Annotated in this window: 22 protein-coding genes and 1 other annotated feature; all 22 genes read right to left on the minus strand. The window is 50.2% G+C overall.

The annotated features are described in order from the left end of the window. Positions 1-114: 114 nt before the first annotated feature. The gene (tuf, locus tag ACFQ0N_RS33150; protein ID WP_379334397.1) at positions 115-1,305 is read right to left on the minus strand and encodes an elongation factor Tu; all 1,191 of its coding nucleotides are present in this window, start codon (positions 1,303-1,305) and stop codon (positions 115-117) included. Between the two features lie 111 nt (positions 1,306-1,416). Continuing rightward, a complete protein-coding gene (gene fusA, locus ACFQ0N_RS33155; RefSeq protein WP_379334398.1) occupies positions 1,417-3,492 on the minus strand; it encodes an elongation factor G in 2,076 nt (691 codons plus the stop codon). 29 nt (positions 3,493-3,521) lie between these two features. Further along, complete coding sequence (rpsG, locus tag ACFQ0N_RS33160; protein WP_379334399.1) at positions 3,522-3,992, minus strand: 30S ribosomal protein S7; 471 nt, start codon at positions 3,990-3,992, stop codon at positions 3,522-3,524. Positions 3,993-4,063: 71 nt separating this feature from the next. Next, positions 4,064-4,483, minus strand: coding sequence for a 30S ribosomal protein S12 (gene rpsL / locus ACFQ0N_RS33165; RefSeq protein WP_379334400.1), 420 nt, complete (start codon positions 4,481-4,483; stop codon positions 4,064-4,066). A gap of 127 nt (positions 4,484-4,610) precedes the next feature. Beyond that, positions 4,611-4,841, minus strand: a complete 231-nt coding sequence (locus ACFQ0N_RS33170; RefSeq protein WP_379334401.1) for a ribosomal L7Ae/L30e/S12e/Gadd45 family protein — start codon at positions 4,839-4,841, stop codon at positions 4,611-4,613. 253 nt (positions 4,842-5,094) lie between these two features. Further along, positions 5,095-8,721 (minus strand): DNA-directed RNA polymerase subunit beta', encoded by a 3,627-nt coding sequence (gene rpoC, locus ACFQ0N_RS33175; RefSeq protein ID WP_379334402.1) that lies wholly within the window; start codon positions 8,719-8,721, stop codon positions 5,095-5,097. Between the two features lie 128 nt (positions 8,722-8,849). Further along, positions 8,850-12,413 (minus strand): DNA-directed RNA polymerase subunit beta, encoded by a 3,564-nt coding sequence (gene rpoB / locus ACFQ0N_RS33180; RefSeq protein WP_379334434.1) that lies wholly within the window; start codon positions 12,411-12,413, stop codon positions 8,850-8,852. A gap of 443 nt (positions 12,414-12,856) precedes the next feature. Then, the gene (locus ACFQ0N_RS33185; RefSeq protein WP_379334403.1) at positions 12,857-13,459 is read right to left on the minus strand and encodes a class I SAM-dependent methyltransferase; all 603 of its coding nucleotides are present in this window, start codon (positions 13,457-13,459) and stop codon (positions 12,857-12,859) included. 155 nt (positions 13,460-13,614) lie between these two features. Then, a complete protein-coding gene (gene rplL / locus ACFQ0N_RS33190; protein WP_379334404.1) occupies positions 13,615-13,977 on the minus strand; it encodes a 50S ribosomal protein L7/L12 in 363 nt (120 codons plus the stop codon). Positions 13,978-14,057: 80 nt separating this feature from the next. Further along, positions 14,058-14,555, minus strand: a complete 498-nt coding sequence (gene rplJ, locus ACFQ0N_RS33195) for a 50S ribosomal protein L10 (RefSeq protein ID WP_379334405.1) — start codon at positions 14,553-14,555, stop codon at positions 14,058-14,060. Between the two features lie 53 nt (positions 14,556-14,608). Next, positions 14,609-14,772 (minus strand) — a sequence feature (ribosomal protein L10 leader region). Positions 14,773-14,783: 11 nt separating this feature from the next. Continuing rightward, positions 14,784-15,476 (minus strand): 50S ribosomal protein L1, encoded by a 693-nt coding sequence (gene rplA / locus ACFQ0N_RS33200; RefSeq protein ID WP_379334406.1) that lies wholly within the window; start codon positions 15,474-15,476, stop codon positions 14,784-14,786. Between the two features lie 151 nt (positions 15,477-15,627). After that, positions 15,628-16,053, minus strand: coding sequence for a 50S ribosomal protein L11 (rplK, locus tag ACFQ0N_RS33205; RefSeq protein WP_204822519.1), 426 nt, complete (start codon positions 16,051-16,053; stop codon positions 15,628-15,630). Positions 16,054-16,123: 70 nt separating this feature from the next. Next, on the minus strand, positions 16,124-16,657 hold the full coding sequence (gene nusG / locus ACFQ0N_RS33210; protein ID WP_379334407.1) for a transcription termination/antitermination protein NusG: 534 nt from the start codon (positions 16,655-16,657) through the stop codon (positions 16,124-16,126). Positions 16,658-16,680: 23 nt separating this feature from the next. Then, complete coding sequence (secE, locus tag ACFQ0N_RS33215) at positions 16,681-16,890, minus strand: preprotein translocase subunit SecE (RefSeq protein ID WP_379334408.1); 210 nt, start codon at positions 16,888-16,890, stop codon at positions 16,681-16,683. Positions 16,891-16,907: 17 nt separating this feature from the next. After that, entirely contained in the window at positions 16,908-17,057 is a 150-nt protein-coding gene (gene rpmG / locus ACFQ0N_RS33220; RefSeq protein WP_183604319.1) for a 50S ribosomal protein L33, read from the minus strand. Positions 17,058-17,713: 656 nt separating this feature from the next. Next, positions 17,714-18,364 (minus strand): RNA polymerase sporulation sigma factor SigH, encoded by a 651-nt coding sequence (gene sigH / locus ACFQ0N_RS33225; RefSeq protein WP_379334409.1) that lies wholly within the window; start codon positions 18,362-18,364, stop codon positions 17,714-17,716. Between the two features lie 295 nt (positions 18,365-18,659). Beyond that, a complete protein-coding gene (locus ACFQ0N_RS33230; RefSeq protein WP_379334410.1) occupies positions 18,660-19,184 on the minus strand; it encodes an NYN domain-containing protein in 525 nt (174 codons plus the stop codon). A gap of 2 nt (positions 19,185-19,186) precedes the next feature. Continuing rightward, positions 19,187-19,942 carry a 23S rRNA (guanosine(2251)-2'-O)-methyltransferase RlmB gene (gene rlmB / locus ACFQ0N_RS33235; protein ID WP_379334411.1) on the minus strand — a complete coding sequence of 252 codons (756 nt, stop codon included), beginning with the start codon at positions 19,940-19,942 and terminating at the stop codon, positions 19,187-19,189. Positions 19,943-19,972: 30 nt separating this feature from the next. Then, positions 19,973-20,359 carry a Mini-ribonuclease 3 gene (locus ACFQ0N_RS33240; protein WP_379334412.1) on the minus strand — a complete coding sequence of 129 codons (387 nt, stop codon included), beginning with the start codon at positions 20,357-20,359 and terminating at the stop codon, positions 19,973-19,975. An 8-nt stretch (positions 20,360-20,367) separates the two neighbouring features. Beyond that, on the minus strand, positions 20,368-21,783 hold the full coding sequence (cysS, locus tag ACFQ0N_RS33245; protein WP_379334413.1) for a cysteine--tRNA ligase: 1,416 nt from the start codon (positions 21,781-21,783) through the stop codon (positions 20,368-20,370). Beyond that, entirely contained in the window at positions 21,780-22,445 is a 666-nt protein-coding gene (gene cysE / locus ACFQ0N_RS33250) for a serine O-acetyltransferase (RefSeq protein ID WP_379334414.1), read from the minus strand. The genes cysS and cysE overlap by 4 nt, the downstream gene beginning before the upstream one ends. Before the next feature lie 493 nt (positions 22,446-22,938). Further along, positions 22,939-24,396, minus strand: coding sequence for a glutamate--tRNA ligase (gene gltX, locus ACFQ0N_RS33255; protein ID WP_379334415.1), 1,458 nt, complete (start codon positions 24,394-24,396; stop codon positions 22,939-22,941). Positions 24,397-24,400 lie beyond the last annotated feature (4 nt).

A 24,400-nucleotide genomic window follows, 5' to 3' on the forward strand; every position in this document is an offset into this window, starting at 1 on the left:
TCAATATTTCGGCATCAAATTTCATAATCTAGGTTTACAATACAAAACCCCACCCCTTCAGCCTAAGCCTCTGGGATGGGGTTTTCACGCACGCAAGCTCACGCCGCGGCTAAATTATTTTTGGATAGTTGCAACTGCGCCGGCGCCTACAGTACGGCCGCCTTCGCGGATCGCGAAGCGAGTACCTTCTTCGATCGCGATTGGAGCGATCAGTTCAACTGTAACAGCGATGTTGTCGCCAGGCATAACCATTTCAGTACCTTCTGGCAGGTTGATGATGCCAGTTACGTCAGTTGTACGGAAATAGAATTGTGGACGGTAGCCTGTGAAGAAAGGCTTGTGACGGCCACCCTCTTCTTTAGTCAGAACGTAGATTTGAGCTGTGAAGTTAGTGTGAGGCTTAACCGAACCTGGCTTAGCCAATACTTGACCACGCTCGATGTCGCTGCGGTCTACACCGCGAAGCAGTGCGCCAATGTTGTCGCCAGCTTGAGCGGAGTCAAGCAATTTGCGGAACATTTCAACGCCTGTTACGACGGATTTACGAGTTTCTTCAACCAGACCGATAATTTCGATCTCGTCGCCAACTTTTACTACGCCACGCTCTACGCGACCAGTAGCAACTGTACCGCGACCAGTGATTGTGAACACGTCCTCAACAGGCATCAAGAAAGGCTTGTCAGTGTCGCGCTCTGGGTTAGGGATGTACTCGTCGATTTGGTTGAACAGATCAACGATGCGGTCAGCCCACTCGCCATCTGGGTTGTTCAGCGCTTCACGAGCGGAACCACGAACGATTGGAGTGTCATCGCCAGGGAACTCATATTCGTTGAGCAGGTCGCGAACTTCCATTTCAACCAGTTCCAGCAACTCTTCGTCTTCAACCATGTCGCATTTGTTCAAGAATACGACGATGTAAGGTACGCCTACTTGGCGGGACAACAGGATGTGCTCGCGAGTTTGCGGCATTGGGCCGTCAGCTGCGGATACAACCAGGATTGCGCCGTCCATTTGAGCAGCACCAGTGATCATGTTTTTAACGTAGTCGGCGTGGCCTGGGCAGTCAACGTGAGCATAGTGGCGGTTAGGCGACTCATACTCAACGTGGGAAGTGGAGATAGTGATACCGCGCTCGCGCTCTTCTGGAGCTTTATCGATTTGATCAAATGCAACAGCTGCACCGCCATTACGTTTCGACAGAACAGTTGTGATGGCAGCAGTCAGAGTTGTTTTACCATGGTCAACGTGACCAATCGTACCAATGTTAACGTGCGGTTTATTACGTTCAAATTTAGCCTTAGCCATTGAACTTCGTCCTCCTTAATATAGAGAAATATTTTATATGTGATCGGGCGGAGCAGACTGCTTAAAGTAGTCTAACTCCGTCCAAAATACAACTTATTCGACAACAATAAGCTATTCGCCTTTGCTTTTCGAGATAATCTCTTCAGAGATCGATTTTGGTACTTCTTCATAGTGCGACAGCTCCATGGAGAATACACCACGGCCTTGCGTACCGGAACGGAGAACTGTCGAGTAGCCGAACATTTCTGCCAAAGGCACCTTAGCACGGATAATCAGTGAACCATAGCGAGCATCCGAACCTTCGATGCGGCCACGGCGGGAGCTCAGCATACCCATAACGTCACCCATGTACTCTTCAGGGACGCTCACTTCTACCTTCATGATTGGCTCAAGCAGAACCGGGTTACATTTGTCCTTCGCTGCTTTAAGCGCCATCGAACCAGCAATTTTAAACGCCATCTCCGAGGAGTCAACGTCATGGTAAGAGCCATCTACGATAGTAGCTTTGATGTCAACCAGCGGGAAGCCGGCAAGGACACCATTCTTCATAGATTCTTCAATACCCGCTTGTACTGGACCAATGTATTCGCGTGGTACTGCACCGCCGACGATTTTGTTTTCGAAGGCAAAGCCAGCACCTGCCTCCTGAGGTTCAAATTCGATCCATACATGTCCGTATTGACCACGGCCGCCGGATTGGCGAACGAACTTGCCTTCAACTTTTGCAGGTGTGCGGAAAGTTTCGCGGTAAGCAACTTGTGGTTTACCAACATTGGTCTCAACTTTGAACTCACGACGCATACGGTCAACGAGGACTTCAAGGTGAAGCTCACCCATACCAGCGATAATCGTCTGGCCGGTCTCTTCGTCCGTATGAGCGCGGAAAGTCGGATCTTCTTCAGCCAGCTTCTGCAGAGCGATACCCATTTTGTCTTGGTCGGCTTTCGTTTTCGGCTCAACCGCGAGCTGGATAACAGGATCTGGGAAGTTCATGGACTCAAGAATTACCGGATTTTTCTCATCGCAAAGCGTGTCGCCAGTCGTCGTGTCTTTCAGACCTACTGCAGCGGCGATATCGCCGGCATACACTTCGCTGATTTCTTGACGGCTGTTGGCATGCATTTGCAGAATACGGCCGATCCGCTCGCGCTTGCCTTTTGTCGCATTTACAACGTACGAGCCGGAGTTAAGAACGCCGGAGTATACGCGGATAAATGTCAAGCGGCCTACGTACGGGTCAGTCATAATTTTAAAAGCAAGAGCTGCGAACGGTTGATCGTCTGCCGATTTGCGGACAGTTTCAGTACCGTCTTCGAGAATACCTTTAATGTCAGCTACATCCACTGGGGATGGCAGATAGTCGACTACAGCATCCAGCATCGATTGCACGCCTTTGTTGCGGTAAGACGATCCGCATACTACCGGGAAGATCTTAACGTCACAAACGCCTTTGCGCAGCGCTGATTTCAGCTCGGCAACTGTAATTTCTTCGCCTTCGAGATATTTCATCGTCAGCTCTTCATCCAGTTCAGCTACACGCTCAATCAGCTCATTGCGAAGCTCTTCGACTTGATCCGCATATTCAGCAGGAACTTCGATTTGCTCCGGTTCTTTGCCAAGATCGTCTTTGTAGCGGTAAGCTACTTGCTCTACCAAATCGATCAGACCGACAAAATCGTTCTCAGCGCCGATAGGCAGTTGGATGGCCACAGCATTGGCTTGCAGACGCTCGCGCATGTCGCGTACGACATTCAGGAAGTCAGCGCCGATGATGTCCATTTTGTTAACATAAGCGATCCGCGGAACGCCATAACGGTCAGCTTGACGCCAGACCGTCTCGGATTGAGGCTCTACGCCTTCTTTTGCACTAAATACCCCAACGGCCCCGTCCAATACGCGCAGGGAACGTTCAACTTCTACAGTGAAGTCAACGTGCCCCGGGGTGTCGATGATATTGATGCGGTGACCTTTCCATTGAGCGGTAGTAGCAGCGGAAGTAATCGTAATTCCGCGCTCCTGCTCTTGCTCCATCCAGTCCATCGTAGCGGAACCTTCGTGGGTTTCGCCGATTTTGTGCACGCGGCCTGTGTAGAACAAGATACGCTCGGTAGTCGTCGTTTTACCGGCATCAATATGCGCCATAATCCCGATGTTGCGCGTATCTTTCAAGGAGAACTCTCTTGCCATAATTACGTCTCCTTCCGTTTATGTGAATCCTACCAGCGGTAGTGTGCGAACGCTTTGTTCGCTTCCGCCATTTTGTGTGTGTCTTCGCGTTTCTTAACGGAAGCACCGGTGTTGTTGGATGCATCGATGATTTCAGCAGCTAAGCGCTCTTCCATCGTCTTCTCGCCGCGGTTGCGGGAGTAGTTTACAAGCCAACGGAGACCAAGCGCTGTACGGCGCTCAGGTTTTACTTCTACCGGAACTTGATAGTTAGAACCGCCTACACGGCGAGCTTTAACCTCTAGCACTGGCATGATGTTTTTAATAGCCGCTTCGAATACTTCCATCGGCTCTTTACCCGTACGCTCATTGATCAATGTGAATGCATCGTACAGAATCGTTTGGGCAACGCCGCGTTTGCCGTCGATCATGATGCGGTTGATCAGACGAGTAACGAGCTTGCTGTTGTACAGCGGATCCGGAAGCACATCACGTTTTGGTACTGGACCTTTGCGTGGCATAATGGGAGTCCCCCTTTCTCAATTATTAACTTCGTCATTTATAGCAATACCTGCCCTGCAGCAGTCTTGCATTACTTCTTAACTTTCGGACGTTTCGTACCATATTTGGAACGAGCTTGCATCCGGTTGTTAACACCTGCAGTATCAAGCGCACCGCGAACGATGTGATAACGTACACCCGGAAGGTCCTTAACCCGGCCTCCGCGAATCAGAACAACACTGTGTTCTTGCAAGTTGTGGCCGATCCCTGGAATATAAGCCGTTACCTCGACTTTATTCGTCAGACGAACCCTTGCGTATTTACGCAATGCAGAGTTCGGTTTTTTCGGAGTCATCGTACCTACACGCGTACAAACACCACGCTTTTGTGGAGAGCTGATGTCAGTAGCTTCGCGTTTCAGTGCGTTAAAACCTCTTTGCAGAGCTGGCGATTTCGATTTCGTTACTTTCGCTTCGCGTCCTTTGCGTACAAGCTGATTAATTGTTGGCATGCTGCCACCTCCTTCCCATATTTTAAAACAAAAGATCAGGCTATTTATAAGCCCACAGATCCAGGCGGTTCATTAAGAAACAAACAAAAATTTTCACCAGAATTATTGCCGGCAAAAACGTAGTCGCTTATTCAATTTCCGGTATGACCGCCGCCATGGCAGCTCCGACTGTGATACCACAGGTTATCCCGAGGTTCTTCATCGTATCGACCCAGGTGATGGGCACATCCGCCGCCCCGCATAGCTGGACAATTCTGTCCTTCATACGCGGATCTGCATCTCGTGCAACATAGACTTGAACGGCCTTCCCTTGCTCTACCATCTTGGCCGTCTGTTTACTGCCAATTATGAATTGCATGAGATCCCTTCCTCCCAATCCGCCGATCCGCTTAATCAACCGGATCATTCCGTTCTGAGTTCTAGCTTTCAGGGGTCATACAAATAGGCACACTTCGACATATTAGCATCTAGACTAGTAACATGTCAAGCAATTTCCACCTTCAGCATAAATAAATATTTTGTAACTGGAATTGCCTGTTCCAATCATAGGAGAAGAGCGAAGCGGATCGCCGTCTTCACGGCTTCCCGCAATTCGCTCTTCCTTGATATGACTAGGATTCTATCGATACAGTCTCAGCTTCAAGCTGATCTGCTGCTTCATCCGCTTCTTCTTCCATGCCGGCGAATCGCACGCTCCGGTAACGGTTCATGCCAGTACCTGCCGGAATGAGCTTGCCGATAATAACATTCTCTTTCAGGCCAAGCAGCTGGTCTACTTTTCCTTTGATCGCTGCATCTGTCAGGACACGCGTAGTTTCCTGGAAGGATGCCGCTGAAAGGAACGAGTCGGTCTCCAGAGACGCTTTTGTAATACCAAGCAGCACCGGCTTTGCTACCGCAGGCTCGAGGCCGGCAAAGATCGCTTCGCGGTTAGCCGCTTCGTATTCATGAATGTCTACAAACGCGCCTGGAAGCAATGTCGTATCGCCAGCATCGACGATGCGGATTTTGCGCAGCATCTGCTTGATCATAACCTCAACGTGCTTGTCGTTGATTTCAACGCCCTGGTTCCGGTATACGCGCTGAACTTCCTGCAGAATGTAGTTCTGCACGCCGCGGATACCTTTAATGCGCAGCATGTCTTTCGGGTCGATTGAACCATCGGTCAATTCGTCCCCTGCTTCAACCTGCTGTCCTTTGGCTACGCGAATGCGGGAACCGTAGCTGACCGCATAAACCTTGTTCTCAGCTTCGCCTTGAACCTCAATTTCACGACGATCCTTAGCTTCGCGAATATCTTTGATGACACCGTCAAGCTCCGTAATCATCGCTTGCCCTTTCGGATTGCGCGCTTCAAACAGCTCCTGGATACGCGGCAAACCTTGCGTAATATCGTCACCGGCAACACCGCCGGTATGGAATGTACGCATTGTAAGCTGCGTTCCCGGCTCGCCGATCGATTGGGCCGCAATAATGCCGACTGCTTCGCCAATCTCTACGTGCTTGCCGGTTGCCAGATTGCGTCCGTAACATACTTTACATACGCCATGGCGCGCGCGGCAGCTCAGTACCGAACGAATTTGCAGTCGTTCAATGCCTGCTTCCACAATCGCTTCCGCTTTGTTCGAATCGATCAGCTCATTGCGGTGAACGATAATTTCACCGGTCTGCGGATGACGGATCGTCTCAAAGGAGTAACGGCCTTCAATACGGTCGTACAGATCCTCGATGACTTCCTTGCCGTCCTGAATCCTGCCGACCATAAAGCCTTTATCTGTGCCGCAATCTTCTTCGCGTACGATCACATCCTGCGCAACGTCAACCAGACGGCGAGTCAAGTAACCCGAGTCCGCGGTACGCAGCGCCGTATCGGCCAGACCTTTACGCGCGCCGTGCGTCGAGATAAAGTACTCGAGGACTGTCAGGCCTTCGCGGAAGTTCGATTTAATTGGCAACTCGATGATACGCCCCGATGGGTTGGCCATCAGGCCGCGCATACCGCCGAGCTGGGTAATCTGCGATTTGTTACCCCGCGCTTTGGAATCGACCATCAACATAATGGAGTTGTAGCGATCCATCGACTTCATGAGGATATCGGTGATCTTATCCTTTGTCTGTCCCCAAATATCGATAACGCGGTCGTAACGCTCCTCGTTCGTAATCAGACCGCGGCGGTACTGATTCGTAACGACTTTAACCTTATCCTCGGACTCCTTCAGAATGCCGGCTTTTTCTTCCGGAACGATAACGTCGGAGACTGCGATGGTAATACCGGCGCGCGTCGAATACGTGAAGCCCAGCTGCTTGATCCGGTCAAGCGTAATCGACGTTTGCGTCGTTTGATAGATCCGGAACACTTCAGCAATAATATTGCCGAGATATTCCTTGCCGACGCCGCCCACTATAGGCAGTTCATTCATGAACTGCAGCAAATCGGTGCCTTTTTCTTTTACAAAATATTTGTCCGGCGTTCCATGAAGCAAGTTAGCTTTGCTTGGCTCATTAATATATGGGAACGTCTCAGGGAAAATCTCGTTAAAAATAATTTTACCCGTCGTTGTCAGCAGCAATGAGTTCTGCTGCTCAGCAGTAAAGGTAACTTTATTAAGCAAGCGCGCAGGAATAAAGACGCGTGCGTGCAGAGAAACGATACCGCGCTGGTAAGCTGAAACAGCCTCATTCACTGACGAAAATACAGATCCGCTGCCTTTGGCTTCATTGTTGTCCATCGTCAGGTAGTAGCTGCCGAGAACCATATCCTGAGACGGAGTAACGACCGGCTTGCCGTCTTTCGGGTTCAGGATATTGCCGGATGCCAGCATCAGCAGGCGCGCTTCCGCCTGTGCTTCGGCAGACAAAGGTACGTGTACTGCCATCTGGTCACCGTCGAAGTCAGCGTTATACGCTGTACATACGAGCGGATGCAGCTTGATGGCGCGGCCTTCCACCAGAATCGGTTCAAATGCCTGGATACCGAGTCTGTGCAGCGTCGGGGCACGGTTCAGCAGAACCGGATGCTCCTTGATCACTTCCTCAAGCACGTCCCATACTTCCGGGCTGACGCGCTCTACTTTGCGCTTTGCGCTCTTAATGTTATGGGCCAGGCCTTTATTGACCAGCTCTTTCATTACAAAAGGCTTAAACAGCTCCAGCGCCATTTCTTTCGGCAGACCGCATTGATACATCTTGAGTGACGGGCCGACAACGATAACCGAACGGCCGGAGTAGTCAACGCGCTTACCGAGCAAGTTTTGACGGAAACGTCCTTGTTTACCTTTCAGCATATGGCTGAGCGATTTAAGCGGACGGTTGCCCGGTCCTGTTACCGGACGGCCGCGACGGCCGTTGTCGATCAGGGCGTCAACCGCCTCTTGCAGCATCCGCTTCTCGTTTTGCACGATAATGTCCGGCGCACCGAGATCAAGCAGACGCTTCAAACGATTGTTGCGGTTAATGACCCGGCGGTACAAATCGTTCAAGTCGGAGGTCGCAAAGCGTCCGCCGTCTAACTGTACCATCGGCCGCAGCTCTGGCGGAATAACCGGAAGCACATCGAGAATCATCCACTCCGGTTCATTGCCCGAGTTGCGGAATGCCTCGATAACTTCAAGACGCTTAATCGCACGATTACGGCGCTGTCCTTGAGCTGTACGCAGCTCTTCCTTCAATGTCTCAAGCTCACGCTCGACATCGATATCCTGCAGCAGACGTTTAACCGCCTCTGCTCCCATGCCTGCCTGGAATCCGTAGCCATATTTTTCGCGATAGCTGCGGTATTCTTTTTCAGACAACAGCTGCTTCTTCTCAAGAGGCGTATCCCCTGGATCAGTTACAACATACGAAGCAAAGTAAATAATCTCTTCCAGTGAACGAGGCGACATATCGAGAGCCAGCCCCATACGGCTTGGAATTCCTTTAAAGTACCAAATATGCGATACAGGAGCAGCAAGCTCAATATGCCCCATCCGTTCACGTCGCACTTTGGCTCGCGTTACTTCAACGCCGCATCGGTCACAGACGACGCCTTTGTAACGCACCCGTTTGTATTTGCCGCAATGACATTCCCAGTCTTTCGTCGGCCCAAAGATCTTTTCGCAGAAAAGACCTTCTTTTTCCGGTTTAAGCGTCCTGTAGTTGATCGTTTCTGGTTTTTTCACCTCGCCGCGGGACCAGGAACGAATTTTGTCTGGCGATGCCAACCCGATCTTCATGTACTCGAAGTTGTTCACATCCAACAAGGAGCAACCCTCCTTCGCTATGTTTCGCTTGTTTCATATCTATTGCAACTTTATTGCCGCAAAGATCCGCGGCCTGCAGACGCAAACCACGGATCACCTGCATAGACATGTTGTATCTAAAGCAAAGACTACTCGGCTCCTACTTCGGCGCCTTCAAGATTCAGGTTCAGCTTGTCGCTTTGCCCGTCATCCTCGTCGTCCATTTCCTTCATTTCAATCTCTTCTTCGTTCTCGGTCAAAATTTTGACATCCATACCTAAGCTTTGCAGCTCTTTAATCAAAACTTTGAACGACTCTGGAACGCCCGGCTCCGGCACGTTCTCGCCTTTGACGATCGACTCGTATGTTTTCACGCGGCCGACAACGTCGTCGGATTTGACCGTAAGGATCTCTTGCAGCGTATAGGCTGCGCCGTAAGCCTCGAGTGCCCAAACCTCCATCTCGCCGAAACGCTGTCCGCCGAACTGCGCTTTACCGCCCAGCGGCTGCTGGGTAACAAGCGAGTAAGGGCCAGTAGAGCGGGCATGGATTTTATCATCAACCATGTGCGCCAGTTTGATCATATACATGACGCCAACAGTTACTTCACGTTCAAACTCTTCACCGGTACGACCGTCATACAGCTTCGTCTTGCCGTTACGCTGCATGCCGGATTCTTCCATCGTGTCAAACACGTCATACTCGCTGGCGCCGTCAAATACCGGCGTAGCAGCGTGAATGCCCAAATGCTTGCAGGCCATACCCAAGTGAACCTCAAGCACCTGGCCGATGTTCATCCGCGAAGGAACGCCCAGCGGGTTCAATACAACTTCTACAGGCGTGCCGTCCGGCAAGAACGGCATATCCTCTTCCGGCAAAATCCGGGCGATAACCCCTTTGTTACCGTGACGTCCGGCCATTTTGTCGCCTTCGGAAATTTTCCGTTTTTGCGCAATGTAGGCGCGAACCAGCTGATTAACGCCCGGCGGCAGCTCGTCGCCGTTCTCGCGCGTGAACACCTTGACGTCGACTACGATACCGTCGGTACCATGTGGCACGCGCAATGACGTATCGCGAACCTCGCGCGCCTTCTCACCGAAGATAGCATGGAGCAAGCGCTCCTCAGCAGTCAATTCCGTCACGCCTTTTGGCGTAACTTTACCGACGAGAATATCGCCTGCGCTAATCTCCGCACCGACGCGGATAATGCCGCGCTCATCAAGATTGCGCAGCGCTTCTTCCCCTACGTTGGGAATATCGCGCGTAATTTCTTCCGGTCCAAGCTTCGTATCACGGGCTTCGGATTCATATTCTTCAATATGAATCGACGTATAGACATCTTCCTTAACAAGCTTCTCGCTCAGCAAAATCGCATCCTCGTAGTTGTAGCCTTCCCATGTCATGAAAGCAACTACTACGTTGCGCCCTAATGCCAGCTCGCCCATTTCTGTAGACGGTCCATCCGCCAAAATGTCGCCCTTGCGCACCAGATCGCCTTTCCGGCAGATCGGACGCTGATTGATGCAAGTACCTTGGTTGGAACGCATAAACTTGTGCAGCTTATATTTGATCACGTCGCCAGTGACCGGCTTGCCGTCAATAACCTCGATGCGGCGCAGCCAAATTTCATTGGCGGATACACGTTCAATAACACCGTCGTATTTCGCTACGATACATACGCCGGAATCCTTGGCCGACTTATGCTCCATCCCTGTACCGACAAGCGGCGCTTTAGGAATAAGGAGCGGTACAGCTTGCCGCTGCATGTTCGATCCCATCAGCGCACGGTTCGAGTCATCGTTCTCCAGGAACGGAATGAGCGCTGTCGCAACCGATACAACCTGCTTAGGCGAAACGTCCATATAGTCAACGCGTTCGCTTGGCATCGTCAAAATATTGTCTGCCTGCTTGTTATAACGAACGATAACCATATCCTCGGCAAACTTGCCTTCTTCCGTCAGCTGCGCGTTTGCCTGCGCAATGACATAGTTATCTTCCTCATCCGCCGTCAAATATGCGATTTGTTCGGTAACAACGCTTGTCTTCGGGTCAACCCAGCGGTATGGAGCTTCAATGAAGCCATACTCGTTAATGCGGGCAAACGTGGACAAGGAGTTGATCAGACCGATGTTCGGTCCCTCCGGCGTCTCGATCGGACACATCCGTCCATAGTGAGAGTGGTGGACGTCGCGAACTTCAAAGCCTGCGCGCTCCCGCGTCAGACCGCCAGGGCCGAGGGCTGATAGACGGCGCTTATGCGTCAGCTCGGCAAGCGGGTTGGTCTGATCCATAAATTGGGACAGCTGCGAGGAGCCGAAAAACTCCTTGATCGAAGCGATAACAGGGCGAATATTGATCAGCGCCTGCGGCGTGATTGCATTTGCATCCTGAATCGACATCCGCTCGCGCACTACGCGCTCCATCCGGGACAGACCGATACGGAATTGGTTTTGCAGCAATTCGCCGACCGAACGCAGACGGCGGTTGCCCAAGTGGTCAATATCGTCTGTGCTGCCGACACCATGCAGCAAATCGATAAAGTAGTTGATCGAAGAAATAATATCCGCCGGCGTAATATGCTTGACACTCTTGTCAATTACACCATTGGCAATCACTTTAATCACTTTTCCATCTTCTGTAGGCGAGAATACACTTACCGCTTGCAGAGGAATACTATCAGCATCAAGCACACCATTAGCGACATGGTACGTTTTGAAGCCAACATTATTCTCCAGATGAGGTAAGAGCTCATCCAGCACTCGACGGTCGATCATTTGGCCAGCTTCCGCCAAAATTTCACCAGTCGAAGGATCAACCAGTGTTTCGGCTAGACGCTGGTTAAAAAGACGGTTTTTAATGTGAAGCTTTTTATTGATTTTATATCGGCCGACATTCGCCAGATCATAGCGCTTCGGATCGAAAAATCTTGCCACGAGCAAGCTTTTCGCATTATCAAGCGTCGGCGGTTCGCCTGGACGCAGGCGCTCATAGATCTCGATCAGCGCTTTTTCCGTCGAGTCGGTGTTGTCTTTATCCAGTGTGTTGCGAATATACTCATCATGACCGAGCAAATCCAAAATTTCAGCATCCGTTCCAAAACCAAGCGCGCGAAGAAGAACGGTCACAGGGATTTTCCGCGTCCGGTCAATCCGGACATAAACGATATCCTTTGCGTCTGTTTCCAATTCCAGCCAAGCACCGCGGTTCGGAATCACTGTTGCTGTGTACGTCTTCTTGCCGTTTTTATCCACTTTTGTGCTGAAGTACACGCTAGGTGAGCGAACCAATTGGCTAACGATGACCCGTTCCGCACCATTAATAATGAAGGTGCCGGTCTCGGTCATCAGCGGGAAATCGCCCATGAAAACTTCTTGCTCTTTCACTTCGCCGGTTTCCTTGTTGATGAGCCGAACTTTTACACGCAGCGGGGCCGCGTACGTTACATCGCGCTCCTTCGATTCATCGACGGAATATTTTGGTTCGCCGAGCGAATAGTCAATGAACTCGAGCATCAGATTTCCTGTAAAATCCTGAATCGGCGAGATATCTTGGAAAAGCTCAAGCAAGTCCTTCTCCAAAAACTTCTCGTACGATTTTTGTTGGATTTCAATCAGGTTCGGAACTTCGAGCACTTCGTCGATACGAGCATAACTTCTGCGCGTGCGCCGACCATACTGAACAAGTTGTCCTGCCAACTTAACCTCACCCCTCATGTCTGCTTCACAGAAAATGAACAATACATCTTTCCGGCAGGCGTAAACGTCCCACTGTCTGAACAACGGCGAGAACCTATACACAATGTCGAATTGAGATGTACAGCATGTAAAGCCTGATTCAATAAAGAAAAGCCCTTATCGAAAAATTCGAAAAAAGAGCATGCTTCCGTCAGTCGCCCTCGCATCCCTAGAACGCAAAGTCTCATATCAAGTAATTTTGCCCAAAATGTAAACATTATACGTCAAAACGGTAATTTTTATTCATAACCACTAACACCAAAATTTAAGCTTGACATTTTAGTAGACTAAAGAGATTGAGCCCATCTTAATACTGACATTTTATAATTATACCGCAAACGAAGTGCCGAGTCAACATTTATACTGCCCGGAAAACTTTTCCTCTCACAGCATGTACGACCAAGCTTTTTTCGGCTTCTTCTTCAGCCCTTTCGGGCACGCAATATACGGTATCCTTTATCCTTTTTCACTTCTTCTACTTCGGAAAATAAAGCGGCCAGCTTCGCTTCCGCAGAAGGAGCCCCCTGCTTTTTCTGAATGACAACCCACATCGAGCCTCCCGCATGCAAGCGCACTGCCCCTTCCTCAAAAATCTGATGAACGACAGCCTTCCCTGCCCGTATCGGAGGATTGGTGACAATCACATCAAACGATTGCTCCGCAACTTTTTCATAGATATCACTTTGCAGTACAGTTGTGCTCTCAGATACCTTATTCAACACTGCATTATCACGGGCTAACTGAACGGCACGCTCATTCACATCGATCATCGTGACGTGGCAGCCTGGCACCATTTTAGCAATCGCGATGCCAATCGCTCCATAGCCGCATCCAACATCAAGTACTTGCGCACCAGGCGGGATTTCCAGCGCTTCTATAAGCACGCGGCTTCCATAATCGACACCAGATTTGGAGAAAACGCCAGCATCCGTCATAAATTGAAAGCTCATTCCACGCAGCTTCACATCATGCTTCTGACGCTCCGACTTTGCCGCTGGCTGCTTTGAATAATAATGTTCTCCCATCATCACCCTCCAAACTCGCAGCAATAAACCTCCGCCGTATGTCTGACTTCCTCATGCGACGCACGTTTGCAGCTGCGATCATAATTATCGAACAGGAATAAAGCGAACCCCTTGAAGCAAGCCGCTTTCAAGGGGTTCATTGTATTAAAGTGAAATTACTTCACTTCTACAGATGCGCCTGCTTCTTCCAGTTTTGCTTTGACAGCTTCTGCATCTTCTTTGCTTACTTTTTCTTTGATTGGTTTTGGTGCGTTGTCAACCAGTTCTTTCGCTTCTTTCAGGCCAAGACCTGTAATTTCGCGAACAACTTTGATAACGTTGATTTTGGAAGCGCCAGCGCTGCTCAAAATTACGTCGAACTCGGTTTGCTCAGCTGCAGCAGCTGCGCCGCCGCCAGCAACAACTGCAACTGGTGCTGCAGCAGTTACGCCGAATTCTTCTTCGATTGCTTTAACGAGATCGTTCAGTTCCAGAACATTCATGCCTTTAATGGCTTCCAAGATTTGCTCTTTGCTCATGGTTAAACCTCCAATAATATATGGTTAATTTTTGTTGTATTACAGTAAAACACTTGCTTAGCACCCGATAAATGAGTGGATTAAGCTTCTTTTTGCTCAGATACAGCTTTAACCGCAAGAGCGAAGTTGCGCATAGGCGCTTGCAATACGCTGAGGAGCATGGAAAGCAAGCCTTCGCGCGATGGCAGCTCAGCCAGTGCTTTAATTTCGTTCTCGTCGAACACGTTGCCTTCAACGACGCCGCCTTTCAGCTTCAATGCATCGTTTTTCTTAGCGAACTCGTTCAAAATTTTAGCCGGAGCTACAGCATCCTCTTTCGAGAAAGCTACAGCTGTCGGTCCTGTCAGCACGTCGTTCAGCTTAGTCAACTCCGCGCCAACAGTCGCACGGCGAAGCAGCGAGTTTTTCAATACTTGAAATTCAACGCCAGCCTCGCGCAATTGTTTCCGAAGCTCAGTCACTTGCATAACATTCAAACCGCGATAGTCCGCAACAACTGTGCAGGAGCTTTCACGCAGCTTTTCTGTCAACACTTCGACAGCTTCTTGTTTTGCTTGAATAACTTTTGCGTTTGCCAACTGGTACACCTCCCGTTAATTTCTCGACATCCCGTTCCAAGTATCTTCGCCCGCGATGCACAATAAAAGGCCTTCGCAGACGAAGCGAAGGCCATGATCGTCCATTGTTACGCACTTGCCAGGCAAGTCATGCAGCAACAAACTATTTATCATAACACCTCGGTAGGAAATTAAGCCTGACGGCACCTACTGTCTACGGTATGCATATTCGAATGTCAGTCGTGTATCTTAACGGAATGCAGCAGCATTCACGCGAGCGCTTGGGCCCATTGTCGAAGATACAGCGATGTTTTTCAGGTAAACACCTTTAGCCGCAGCCGGTTTTGCACGGTTCAATGCTTCGATCAGCGCACGAAGGTTTTCGTTCAACTGCTCAGCACCAAACGATACTTTGCCGATTGGAGCATGGATTTGACCTGCTCTGTCGAGACGGTACTCGATTTTACCGGCTTTGATCTCTTGCACAGCTTTTGCAACGTCAAACGTTACAGTACCTGCTTTAGGGTTAGGCATGAGACCTTTACCGCCGAGAATACGACCCAGCTTACCAACTTCAGCCATCATGTCCGGAGTCGCAACGCAGACGTCGAACTCGAACCAGCCTTGTTGGATTTTGTTGATCATGTCAGCATCGCCAACATAATCTGCGCCAGCCGCTTCTGCTTCTTTAACTTTCTCACCTTTAGCAAAAACGAGAACGCGCTTTGTTTTACCTGTGCCATGCGGAAGGACAACAACGCCACGAACCGCTTGGTCTTGTTTTTTCGGATCTACGCCGAGACGTACAGCTGCTTCAACAGTTTCGTCGAATTTAGCAGTTGCCGCTTTTTTGACAAGCTCGATAGCTTCCAAAGACTCATAAGTAGCCTCAGAGTCGACCAGCTTGGCAGCTTCCAAATACTTTTTGCCGTGTTTAGCCATTTCGAAAACTCCTCCTAAGTGTGGTTTTAACGGAAAAGCTCCTTAATTGGAGATCCTCCCACTTGATGCAAGTGCATGCACCCGCATCCTGCTTCACCACGCCCGTTGGCGCGATTCAAGCAAATTGCACATTACGAACGATAATCAAAGATTAGTCCTCGATTACAACGCCCATACTGCGAGCCGTACCTTCAACCATGCGCATAGCCGCTTCAACGGATGCTGCATTCAGGTCTGGCATTTTTGTTTCCGCAATTTCACGAACTTTGTCGCGTTTTACGGTAGCAACTTTCTTCTTGTTCGGTTCGCCTGAACCTTTGTCGATCTTTGCGGCTACGCGCAGGAGAACGGCTGCTGGCGGCGTTTTGGTCTCGAACGTGAAAGAACGGTCTTCAAAAACAGTGATCACGACTGGAATAATCAAACCAGCCTGGTCTGCTGTACGAGCGTTAAACTCTTTACAGAATGCCATAATGTTCACACCTGCTTGACCGAGTGCAGGACCGATCGGCGGAGCCGGGTTCGCTTTACCTGCAGGAACTTGCAATTTTACCAGCTTGATGACCTTTTTTGCCATGTTGTGCACCTCCTTGCCGTAATAATCCGGTCACGCCAACATTAACAAAGTACCGCACGCCGAATAACAATCAGATTTTTTCAACCTGAGTGTACTCCAGCTCAAGCGGAGTCTCTCTGCCGAACATATTGACATGAACCTTCAGCTTGCTCTTGTCGAGCAAAATCTCTTCTACTGTTCCAACAAAATTCGCAAACGGACCTACCTTTACACGCACCGTCTCTTGCAGCTCGAAGTCGATCTTCGGCTTCGGCTCCTCGATGCCCATATGCTTGAGGATTTGTTCCACCTCGTCAGGCAATAGCGGAGTCGGTTTGGAGCCAGATCCTGTCGATCCGACAAATCCGGTGACGCCGGGCGTATTACGAACGACATACCAGGAATCATCCGTCTGAATCATTTCCACAAGAACATAGCCGGGGTAAACTTTACGCATGACGGTCTTCTTCTTGCCGTCTTTATTTACCACTTCTTCTTCCATAGGAACAAGGACACGGAAGATCTTGTCTTCCATCCCCATCGATTCAACCCGTTTTTCCAGGTTGGCCTTCACTTTATTCTCATACCCGGAGTAAGTATGCACAACGTACCATCTTTTTTCCATAACAAGCCACCTTTGGACCCTTCTTAAACAATCAGTTCAACCAGTGCAGAGATCCCGATGTCAAGAACCCAAAAATAAACAGTCACAAGCACGATCGTAAACAGAACGACGAGCGTATAGCTTGTCAACTCTTTACGGCTTGGCCAGCGGACTTTCTTCAACTCCGCGAAGCTCTCGGAGAAAAAAGAAAACGTCGTCCCAAAGCTTTGCTTCACTTTAGCTAGAAATGCCACGTCCACACCTCCAAGTCCTATCTTGTTTCGCGATGAGGAGTATGCTCGTTACAGAACTTGCAAAACTTCTTCATCTCGATGCGGTCGGGGTGATTGCGCTTGTTTTTGCTGCTGGCATAGTTTCTTTGTTTGCAGTTTGTGCAAGCCAACGTAATAATAACCCGCATTGCCGTACACCTCCTGGGCTTACCAAATAAAAAAAGCGTGAACCGTTGTATGTTGTAAGCTGCGTGATTCAAAACCCACAATAAAAAACGCCTATTTAAGGGCTACCTAAAACACTTTATCATACGGCCCTAGTCAGTGTCAACAAGAAAGCTAGCTACTACGCCGATTCACCGCCTGTATCTGCCTCGCCTGCTTATCCATCGGAATTTCTTTTTGATCAAAGCTCGTTCACCTGTTTATTGAGTACGAACAGTTCTAGCATCATCTAGTATCGACCGGAATTTTCCTTCTGAAACATAAAAATGAGATTGTCTGTGATGGAGCGGCCGGCAATGGCTCTTTGAGCAGCCTTGCTGTGCAGCTCGCGAGCCGCGCGGACCTACGATCCGTTATTTGGTCGAAAACCGGCTAATTCAGAGGTTTCGCGGACACACGATCCGTTATTTATGGATTTCGCCTGGTTTTTACGGCGTTTTGAGGCCAATAACAGATCTACGGTCCGCGAGCCAGCCGTTTTAGCTATTTTGTTCACAGATAACGGATCTACGGTCCGCCAAACTGTTCAAACAACAAAAAAGAGCCCATCCAGAGCTCTCTGTCTTCTGCAAATTCATTCAACATTGTGCGCGAAGTAGAAATAGAGATACAAGACCTGTTATCCGCCAATATTGCGAACTTCCAAATAACGTTCCAACTTGCGCTTGACTCGCTGCAAAGCGTTGTCAATCGATTTGACATGACGATCAAGGTCGACGGCAATTTCTTGATAAGAACGTCCATCCAGGTAAAGCATCAGCACTTTACGCTCCAGATCACTTAAAATCTCCGACATCTTGTCTTCAAGACCAACGAATTCTTCTTGATTAATGATCAGCTCTTCCGGATCTGAAACTCGCGTACCGCAGATGACATCCAGCAGCGTCCGATCTGAATCCTCATCATAAATAGGCTTGTCCAGCGAAACATACGAATTAAGGGGAATATGCTTCTGGCGCGTTGCGGTCTTGATCGCAGTAATAATCTGGCGTGTAATGCACAACTCCGCAAATGCTTTGAATGAAGCAAGCTTGTCTCCTTTAAAATCCCGTATTGACTTGTACAGGCCTATCATACCTTCCTGCACAATGTCTTCGCGATCGGCCCCGATAAGAAAATAGGAACGTGCTTTTGCACGGACAAAGTTCTTATACTTGTTAATCAAATATTCCAGCGCTTCGCCGTCACCTTCACGAACCGCTTCTACTATGTCTTCGTCCGTCCTGCAGTCATAGTCCAGCGTATTCCATTCTCTGAGGTCGATGCTCACGAACAATCCCTCCGGCTCTAAAAGCGCGCGCTTTCCAAATTGCTCTCCCCGCGCAAACGTTCTCCGTCATGCTGAGAAGAAACGGCTGACGCCGTCCTTGGCGCGAAACAAGTCACTTCCCTGAAATTTTATAGGATTTATTGGAGAAAGCGTATAAATTCTATAAGATCAAGTGAAGGCGCCGTTTATTATCGCCATAATTGTAAATTGCGGCGAACTAGCCGCCACCTGACTTTGTCCAAAGACATAGACACAGTATACATTATGTAACCTGCCAACGTCAATGTCGATCCGCTTACGACTGCCCCCGCCGCAGCCGCTCCAGCTTCATTCGCACATCCAGGCTCAAATTGTCGTCAAGTTCGTTGCGCTTTCCGAGCGGCCGTTCCAAAGTGCGCTCGATTTCCTTCCGGTTCTGCGTCACATCGATCAGCAGCTCGCGGGCAGAGATGCGCAGCGCTCCTTGCGCGAAAACGACGTGCTGCTCAATCATATCCGATGTCGCCACATAAAGATTGCGGCTCCGCATCCTCATCTCTGCCGCCAGCCGTTCAATGCATATATCCGCCGTTTCCTTTTCTTTCGTAAACACAATCTTAATGCGGTACTGCTTGAATGACGCTCCCGCTCCCGGCACCTGATGCGCATCAAAAACAACAATTATCTGCATCCCTGTAAAGCCTTGATAATCGGCCAGCATTTCAAGCAGACGATCCCGCGCCTCTTCCAAATTCCGGTCTTTCAAGCCCGCCAGCTCCGGCCACGCGCCAATCATATTGTAGCCGTCCACCAGCAGCGCATCGTCCCGACGTTGACGCATTGCTAATCACACCGCCGCTGCCGCACCACTTCATACATCAACACACCGGCTGCCACCGACGCATTAAGCGAATTCAACTGCCCATGCATAGGCAGCTTGATCAGAAAATCACATTTTTCGCGGATTAGTCTGCCAATTCCCTTGCTTTCATTGCCGATAACGATCGCCAGCGGCATATCAAAGCTTGTTTTGCCGGCATATACATCCTGGTCGGCACCGACATCTGCCCCTGCAATCCAAATGCCGGCTTCTTTCAGCCGTTCAATCGTTTGCGCCAGGTTAGTGACCCGCGCTACCGGTACATATTCCACCGCGCCCGCTGAAGTTTTGGCGACGGTAGCCGTCAATGCCGCGGAACGTCTCTTGGGGATAATGACGCCGTGCACCCCTGTACATTCGGCTGTACGCAGAATGGACCCCAAGTTATGCGGATCCTCGATTTCGTCAAGCAGGATGAAAAACGGCATTTCTCCGCTTTCGGCCGCCCGCTCCAGCAATTCGTCCACCTCAAAATAGCGGTAGGCTGCCGCCTGCGCCACAATGCCTTGGTGTGCGGAGCCGCCGGTCATTTGATCCAGCTTGCGCTTATCGACGGTCTGAATAACAATTCCCGCCTTTTTAGCTTCTGCAAGAATAGGAGCAATGTTCTTTTGCGCCTGCTCGGCCACCCATATTTTGTTTAGTTCCCGCCCGGAGCGCAGCGCCTCCATCACAGGATGCTTTCCGGCAATCCATTCTAGTTCTTCATGATCTGTCATCCGAAACTTCCTCCTCTTTGCTGCCAACCATTATTCAAACGCAGCCGTCATCAGCTCCTGGAGCCGTTCATCCTGCTTAGTGAAATACAAATATCCGATCAGGCATTCCAGTCCCGTAGCATAGCGGTAATCGCCGGGATCGGCATTTTTGGGCGGCGTCCCGGATTTGGTGTTGCGCCCTCTGCGCACGATATCGGCTTCTTTGTCTGTGAGGAGCGGCTCCCACCGCTCCAGCAGCCGGCGCTGCGATTTGGCCGAAACAAAGCCGGTTGCTTCTTTGTGAAGATGATGCGGCTTATGATTCGTGTGCGAAATTAAATACTGCCTGACCAGCACTTCGAACACCGCATCTCCCATATAGGCTAATACGACAGGATTCAACAGCTCCGGCGGCTTCGCCGGAGGGTGCCATCGCATTCCGTCGCTCATTTGCGTTTCCAACGTATCCCTTGAGGCGTATCCTCAAGTACAATATTTTGCGCTGCAAGCAAGTCGCGGATTTCATCGGCTCGCGCCCAGTTTTTCATCCGCCGCGCTTCTATCCGCTCCTCGATCAAAGCTTCTATCTCCGCATCCGGCAAGCCTTTTTCATCATTGCCCCCAGCCTGCGGCAGCAAGCCCAACACATTATCCATCATTTGCAGAGCGTCGATAAACAATTGCAGCCCTTGAACCGTGACAACAGCCTGCTTCATATACTGATTGGCCTCGCTAACCAGCTCGAACAGCGCGGTAATCGCATCAGGCGTATTGAAATCGTCGTTCATCTTTGCCTTGAATTGCTCGACAATGAGGGAAACACGCTCCCCAATCTCCGCCAGGTTTTCTTGCGCAATTGTGCCGGCTGCCGCCATGCGATGCTGCAAATTGTCCATGCAATTGGTGATCCGCTGCACGCTGCTTTCGGCCTGTGCTATCGTATCGTGATTAAAATTGAGCGGACTGCGGTAGTGAGACGACAGCATAAAATAACGAATGGCCGCCGACTTGGTGCGCTTGAGCAGCTCATTTACTGTAACGCCGTTGCCGAGCGATTTGGACATTTTTTGATTATCGATATTGATATAGCCGTTGTGCATCCAATAGCGGGCCATCGGTTTTCCAGTCAGCACCTCGGATTGGGCAATCTCGCACTCATGATGCGGGAACTGCAGATCAAGGCCGCCGCCATGAATATCCAGCGTATCGCCCAAATATTTGCGCGCCATAGCCGAGCACTCGATATGCCAGCCCGGACGGCCTTGTCCCCAAGGGCTATCCCAGTAGATTTCACCTGGCTTGGCTGCCTTCCACAGCACAAAATCCTGGCCGTGCTCCTTACGCTCGTCGACTTCAATCCGAATGCCCAGCTGCAGCTCCTCCATATTTTGATGCGAAAGCTTTCCATAATCGGCAAATTTATTTGTACGGTAGTAGACATCGCCGCCGCTTTCATAAGCATACCCTTTTTCGACAAGCTCATGAATAAAGGCCACAATTTCGCTCATATTCTCCGTTACCCGCGGATTAAGCGAAGCTTTTCGCACGCCCATGCCCTCGATATTTTCATTGAAAGCGGCAATGAATTTTTCAGCCACCTCAGGAACGGTCGTTCCCAACTGCTCGGCTTTGCGAATCAATTTATCGTCCACATCGGTAAAGTTGCTTACATACTCCACTTCATAGCCTGCAAATTCCAAGTAACGGCGCACTACATCGAAGAAAATAACCGGCCGTGCATTGCCGATATGAATATAGTCATATACAGTCGGGCCGCAAACATACATTTTCACTTTGCCCGGCTCCAGCGGCACAAATGTTTCCTGTTCGCGCGTCATCGTATTATATATTTTTAAACTCATTCCTCTTGCCCCTCTCCAGAAATTTGCTCGCTTTGCACCTGCTTCAGTTCAGTCTTCAAATCATCGATTTGCCGCTGCATGTCGCGCAGCATTTCAATAATCGGGTCAGGGCACTTCGTGTGATCCAGCCGATCCACTACCCGCTCTCCATTCTGCTTCACAATACGCCCCGGATTGCCGACAACTGTGCTATTGGACGGCACTTCACGCAGTACGACCGCATTGGATCCAATATTTACATTATCTCCGATCGAAAAAGATCCCAATACCTTCGACCCGGAGCCAATAACGACATTATTGCCGATTGTCGGGTGCCGCTTTCCCTTCTCCTTACCGGTTCCCCCCAAGGTCACGCCTTGATAAATAAGCACATTATCGCCAATCTCACATGTTTCGCCAATGACAACGCCCATTCCATGATCGATGAACAGCCGCTGGCCAATCTTTGCGCCCGGGTGAATTTCGATTCCGGTAAAAAATCGGCTGACCTGTGATATTATACGCGCAACTGTGCAAAAACGGCGCTTATAAAACCAATGAGCCACGCGATGCGCCCAAATAGCATGCAGTCCGGAATAGGTGAAAATGACCTCAAATTTGTTGCGGGCGGCGGGATCATTATCGAATACAGTATCGATATCGGATTTCATTTGGCGAAACATACCTTCGTACCCCTCTCCAGCTTGGCGCTGACGGCATTCTTGCTGCCGTTTTATAGAACAAAAAAACGCCCCTACAGCCTAACGGCTGCAGAGGCGTTCATGCTGTAAACGCGGTTCCACTCTGCTTGAGGCCCGATCTACTCTTGTGCCGCGTACTTTAACACGAACCAAGAGCGCCCGCTCCTCGTCTTCATTGCCTTTAACGCAGACATACGGCAGCAGCCTACCCCGGTCGTCATCGTCCGGATCGGCAGCGCAGCTCCCAGGTGCAGCGCTCATTTCGCAAGAATTAAGCGGCTCCCAGCCAATCGGTTAGCAGCATACACTGCCGGACCAATAGTCCGCCTTCTCTGTCAATTCTTATCCCTTAATGAGCAATCCTGTTCTAAGCTTTTCAACCGGTACTATACAAATAATAGTTCAAGTATAGCCGACGGCCGGCTTGCTGACAAGCGAAATCGCTCCGCTTCGTGCAGACCATGCGGCAATTCCGCTAGACCAGACGGCGCTGCAGCCGCTCCATTACTTTTTCTTTGCCCAACAAGACAATCGTCTGATTGAGATCAGAGCCATGCGTCTGGCCGGTCAAAGCCGCGCGAATCGGCATAAACAATTGCTTGCCCTTGCAGCCGGTTGCCTTTTGCACAGCTTTAATCGCCGCTTGTACAGCTTCTGCATCGAACTGTCCGATCGCCGACACTTGCTCTTTAAAGGCGCTTAGTACAGCCGGCACCTGTTCATCGGCCAGTACTGCTTTCGCTTCATCTTCATCGGCTACTTCCTCGCTGAAAAACAGCTCGGTAAGAGGTACAATTTCCGAACCGAAGCGCAGCTTGTCCTGATATAATTGCACAAGCTTACCCGCCCATTCCATTGCCGCTTCATCCATCGCCGCTGGCAGGCGCCCTGCGCGCTGCAAATGCGGCAAGCACAGTGCAAGCAGCCGCGGCTGCTCCAGCTTTTTCATATATTCGTTATTCATCCAGGCCAGCTTATTCGTGTCGAAAACGGCCGGACTTTTGCTAAGGCGGGCGGCATCGAAAACAGCGATCAGTTCATCGCGGGTAAACAGCTCCTGCTCCCCTTCCGGCGACCAGCCAAGCAGCGTAATGAAATTGAACATCGCTTCCGGCAAGTAGCCAAGCGAATCGTACTGCTCGATGAATTGAATGATCGATTCGTCGCGTTTGCTCAATTTTTTGCGGCTTTCATTGACGATCAGCGTCATATGGGCAAAGATTGGCGGTTCCCAGCCGAAAGCTTCGTAAATCATCAATTGGCGCGGCGTATTCGAAATATGGTCCTCGCCCCGCAGCACATGGCTGATGGCCATCAGATGATCGTCGATGGCGACGGCGAAGTTATAGGTCGGTATGCCGTCCTTTTTCACAATAACAAAGTCTCCGAAGCCTTCCGACTCGAAGCTGATGGCGCCTTTGACCATATCGTTAAAAGAATAGGTTTTCCCTTCGGGCACGCGGAACCGCACACTCGGCACCCGTCCCTCGACTTCGTAAGCCTGCTGCTGCTCGATTGTTAAATCGCGGTGCTTGCCGGAATAACGCGGCATCTCGCCCCGCGCCATCTGCTCCTCCCGCTCCTGCTCCAGCTCTTCCTCCGTACAGTAGCATTTGTACGCCAGTCCGCGATCAATCAGTTCCTGCCAGTATTTGCGGTAAATATCGAGCCGCTCCATTTGGCGGTATGGGCCGTACTCCCCGCCGATATCGACACTCTCGTCCCAGTCCATCCCCAGCCATTTCAAATATTTCAGCTGGCTTTCCTCGCCGCCCTCGACGTTGCGCTTCACATCCGTATCTTCGATCCGAATAATAAACTTGCCGCCGTGATGGCGGGCAAACAAATAATTAAATAAGGCCGTTCTAGCATTGCCGATATGAAGATGTCCTGTTGGCGACGGCGCATACCGCACCCGTACTTGATTGGACATAAGC

Origin of the sequence: Paenibacillus sp. GCM10027626 (genome assembly GCF_042676285.1) — a bacterium.
GTDB lineage: Bacteria > Bacillota > Bacilli > Paenibacillales > Paenibacillaceae > Paenibacillus_Z.

Bases quoted from the DNA above. Each gene is read 5' to 3' on its own strand.
- tuf (WP_379334397.1), bottom strand. From the start codon at position 1,305: ATGGCTAAGGCTAAATTTGAACGTAATAAACCGCACGTTAACATTGGT.
- fusA (WP_379334398.1), bottom strand. From the start codon at position 3,492: ATGGCAAGAGAGTTCTCCTTGAAAGATACGCGCAACATCGGGATTATG.
- rpsG (WP_379334399.1), bottom strand. From the start codon at position 3,992: ATGCCACGCAAAGGTCCAGTACCAAAACGTGATGTGCTTCCGGATCCG.
- rpsL (WP_379334400.1), bottom strand. From the start codon at position 4,483: ATGCCAACAATTAATCAGCTTGTACGCAAAGGACGCGAAGCGAAAGTA.
- ACFQ0N_RS33170 (WP_379334401.1), bottom strand. From the start codon at position 4,841: ATGCAATTCATAATTGGCAGTAAACAGACGGCCAAGATGGTAGAGCAA.
- rpoB (WP_379334434.1), bottom strand. From the start codon at position 12,413: ATGAGGGGTGAGGTTAAGTTGGCAGGACAACTTGTTCAGTATGGTCGG.
- ACFQ0N_RS33185 (WP_379334403.1), bottom strand. From the start codon at position 13,459: ATGGGAGAACATTATTATTCAAAGCAGCCAGCGGCAAAGTCGGAGCGT.
- rplL (WP_379334404.1), bottom strand. From the start codon at position 13,977: ATGAGCAAAGAGCAAATCTTGGAAGCCATTAAAGGCATGAATGTTCTG.
- rplA (WP_379334406.1), bottom strand. From the start codon at position 15,476: ATGGCTAAACACGGCAAAAAGTATTTGGAAGCTGCCAAGCTGGTCGAC.
- rplK (WP_204822519.1), bottom strand. From the start codon at position 16,053: ATGGCAAAAAAGGTCATCAAGCTGGTAAAATTGCAAGTTCCTGCAGGT.
- nusG (WP_379334407.1), bottom strand. From the start codon at position 16,657: ATGGAAAAAAGATGGTACGTTGTGCATACTTACTCCGGGTATGAGAAT.
- rpmG (WP_183604319.1), bottom strand. From the start codon at position 17,057: ATGCGGGTTATTATTACGTTGGCTTGCACAAACTGCAAACAAAGAAAC.
- ACFQ0N_RS33230 (WP_379334410.1), bottom strand. From the start codon at position 19,184: ATGCGTCAACGTCGGGACGATGCGCTGCTGGTGGACGGCTACAATATG.
- rlmB (WP_379334411.1), bottom strand. From the start codon at position 19,942: ATGACAGATCATGAAGAACTAGAATGGATTGCCGGAAAGCATCCTGTG.
- ACFQ0N_RS33240 (WP_379334412.1), bottom strand. From the start codon at position 20,359: ATGCGATGGCACCCTCCGGCGAAGCCGCCGGAGCTGTTGAATCCTGTC.
- cysS (WP_379334413.1), bottom strand. From the start codon at position 21,783: ATGAGTTTAAAAATATATAATACGATGACGCGCGAACAGGAAACATTT.
- cysE (WP_379334414.1), bottom strand. From the start codon at position 22,445: ATGTTTCGCCAAATGAAATCCGATATCGATACTGTATTCGATAATGAT.
- gltX (WP_379334415.1), bottom strand. From the start codon at position 24,396: ATGTCCAATCAAGTACGGGTGCGGTATGCGCCGTCGCCAACAGGACAT.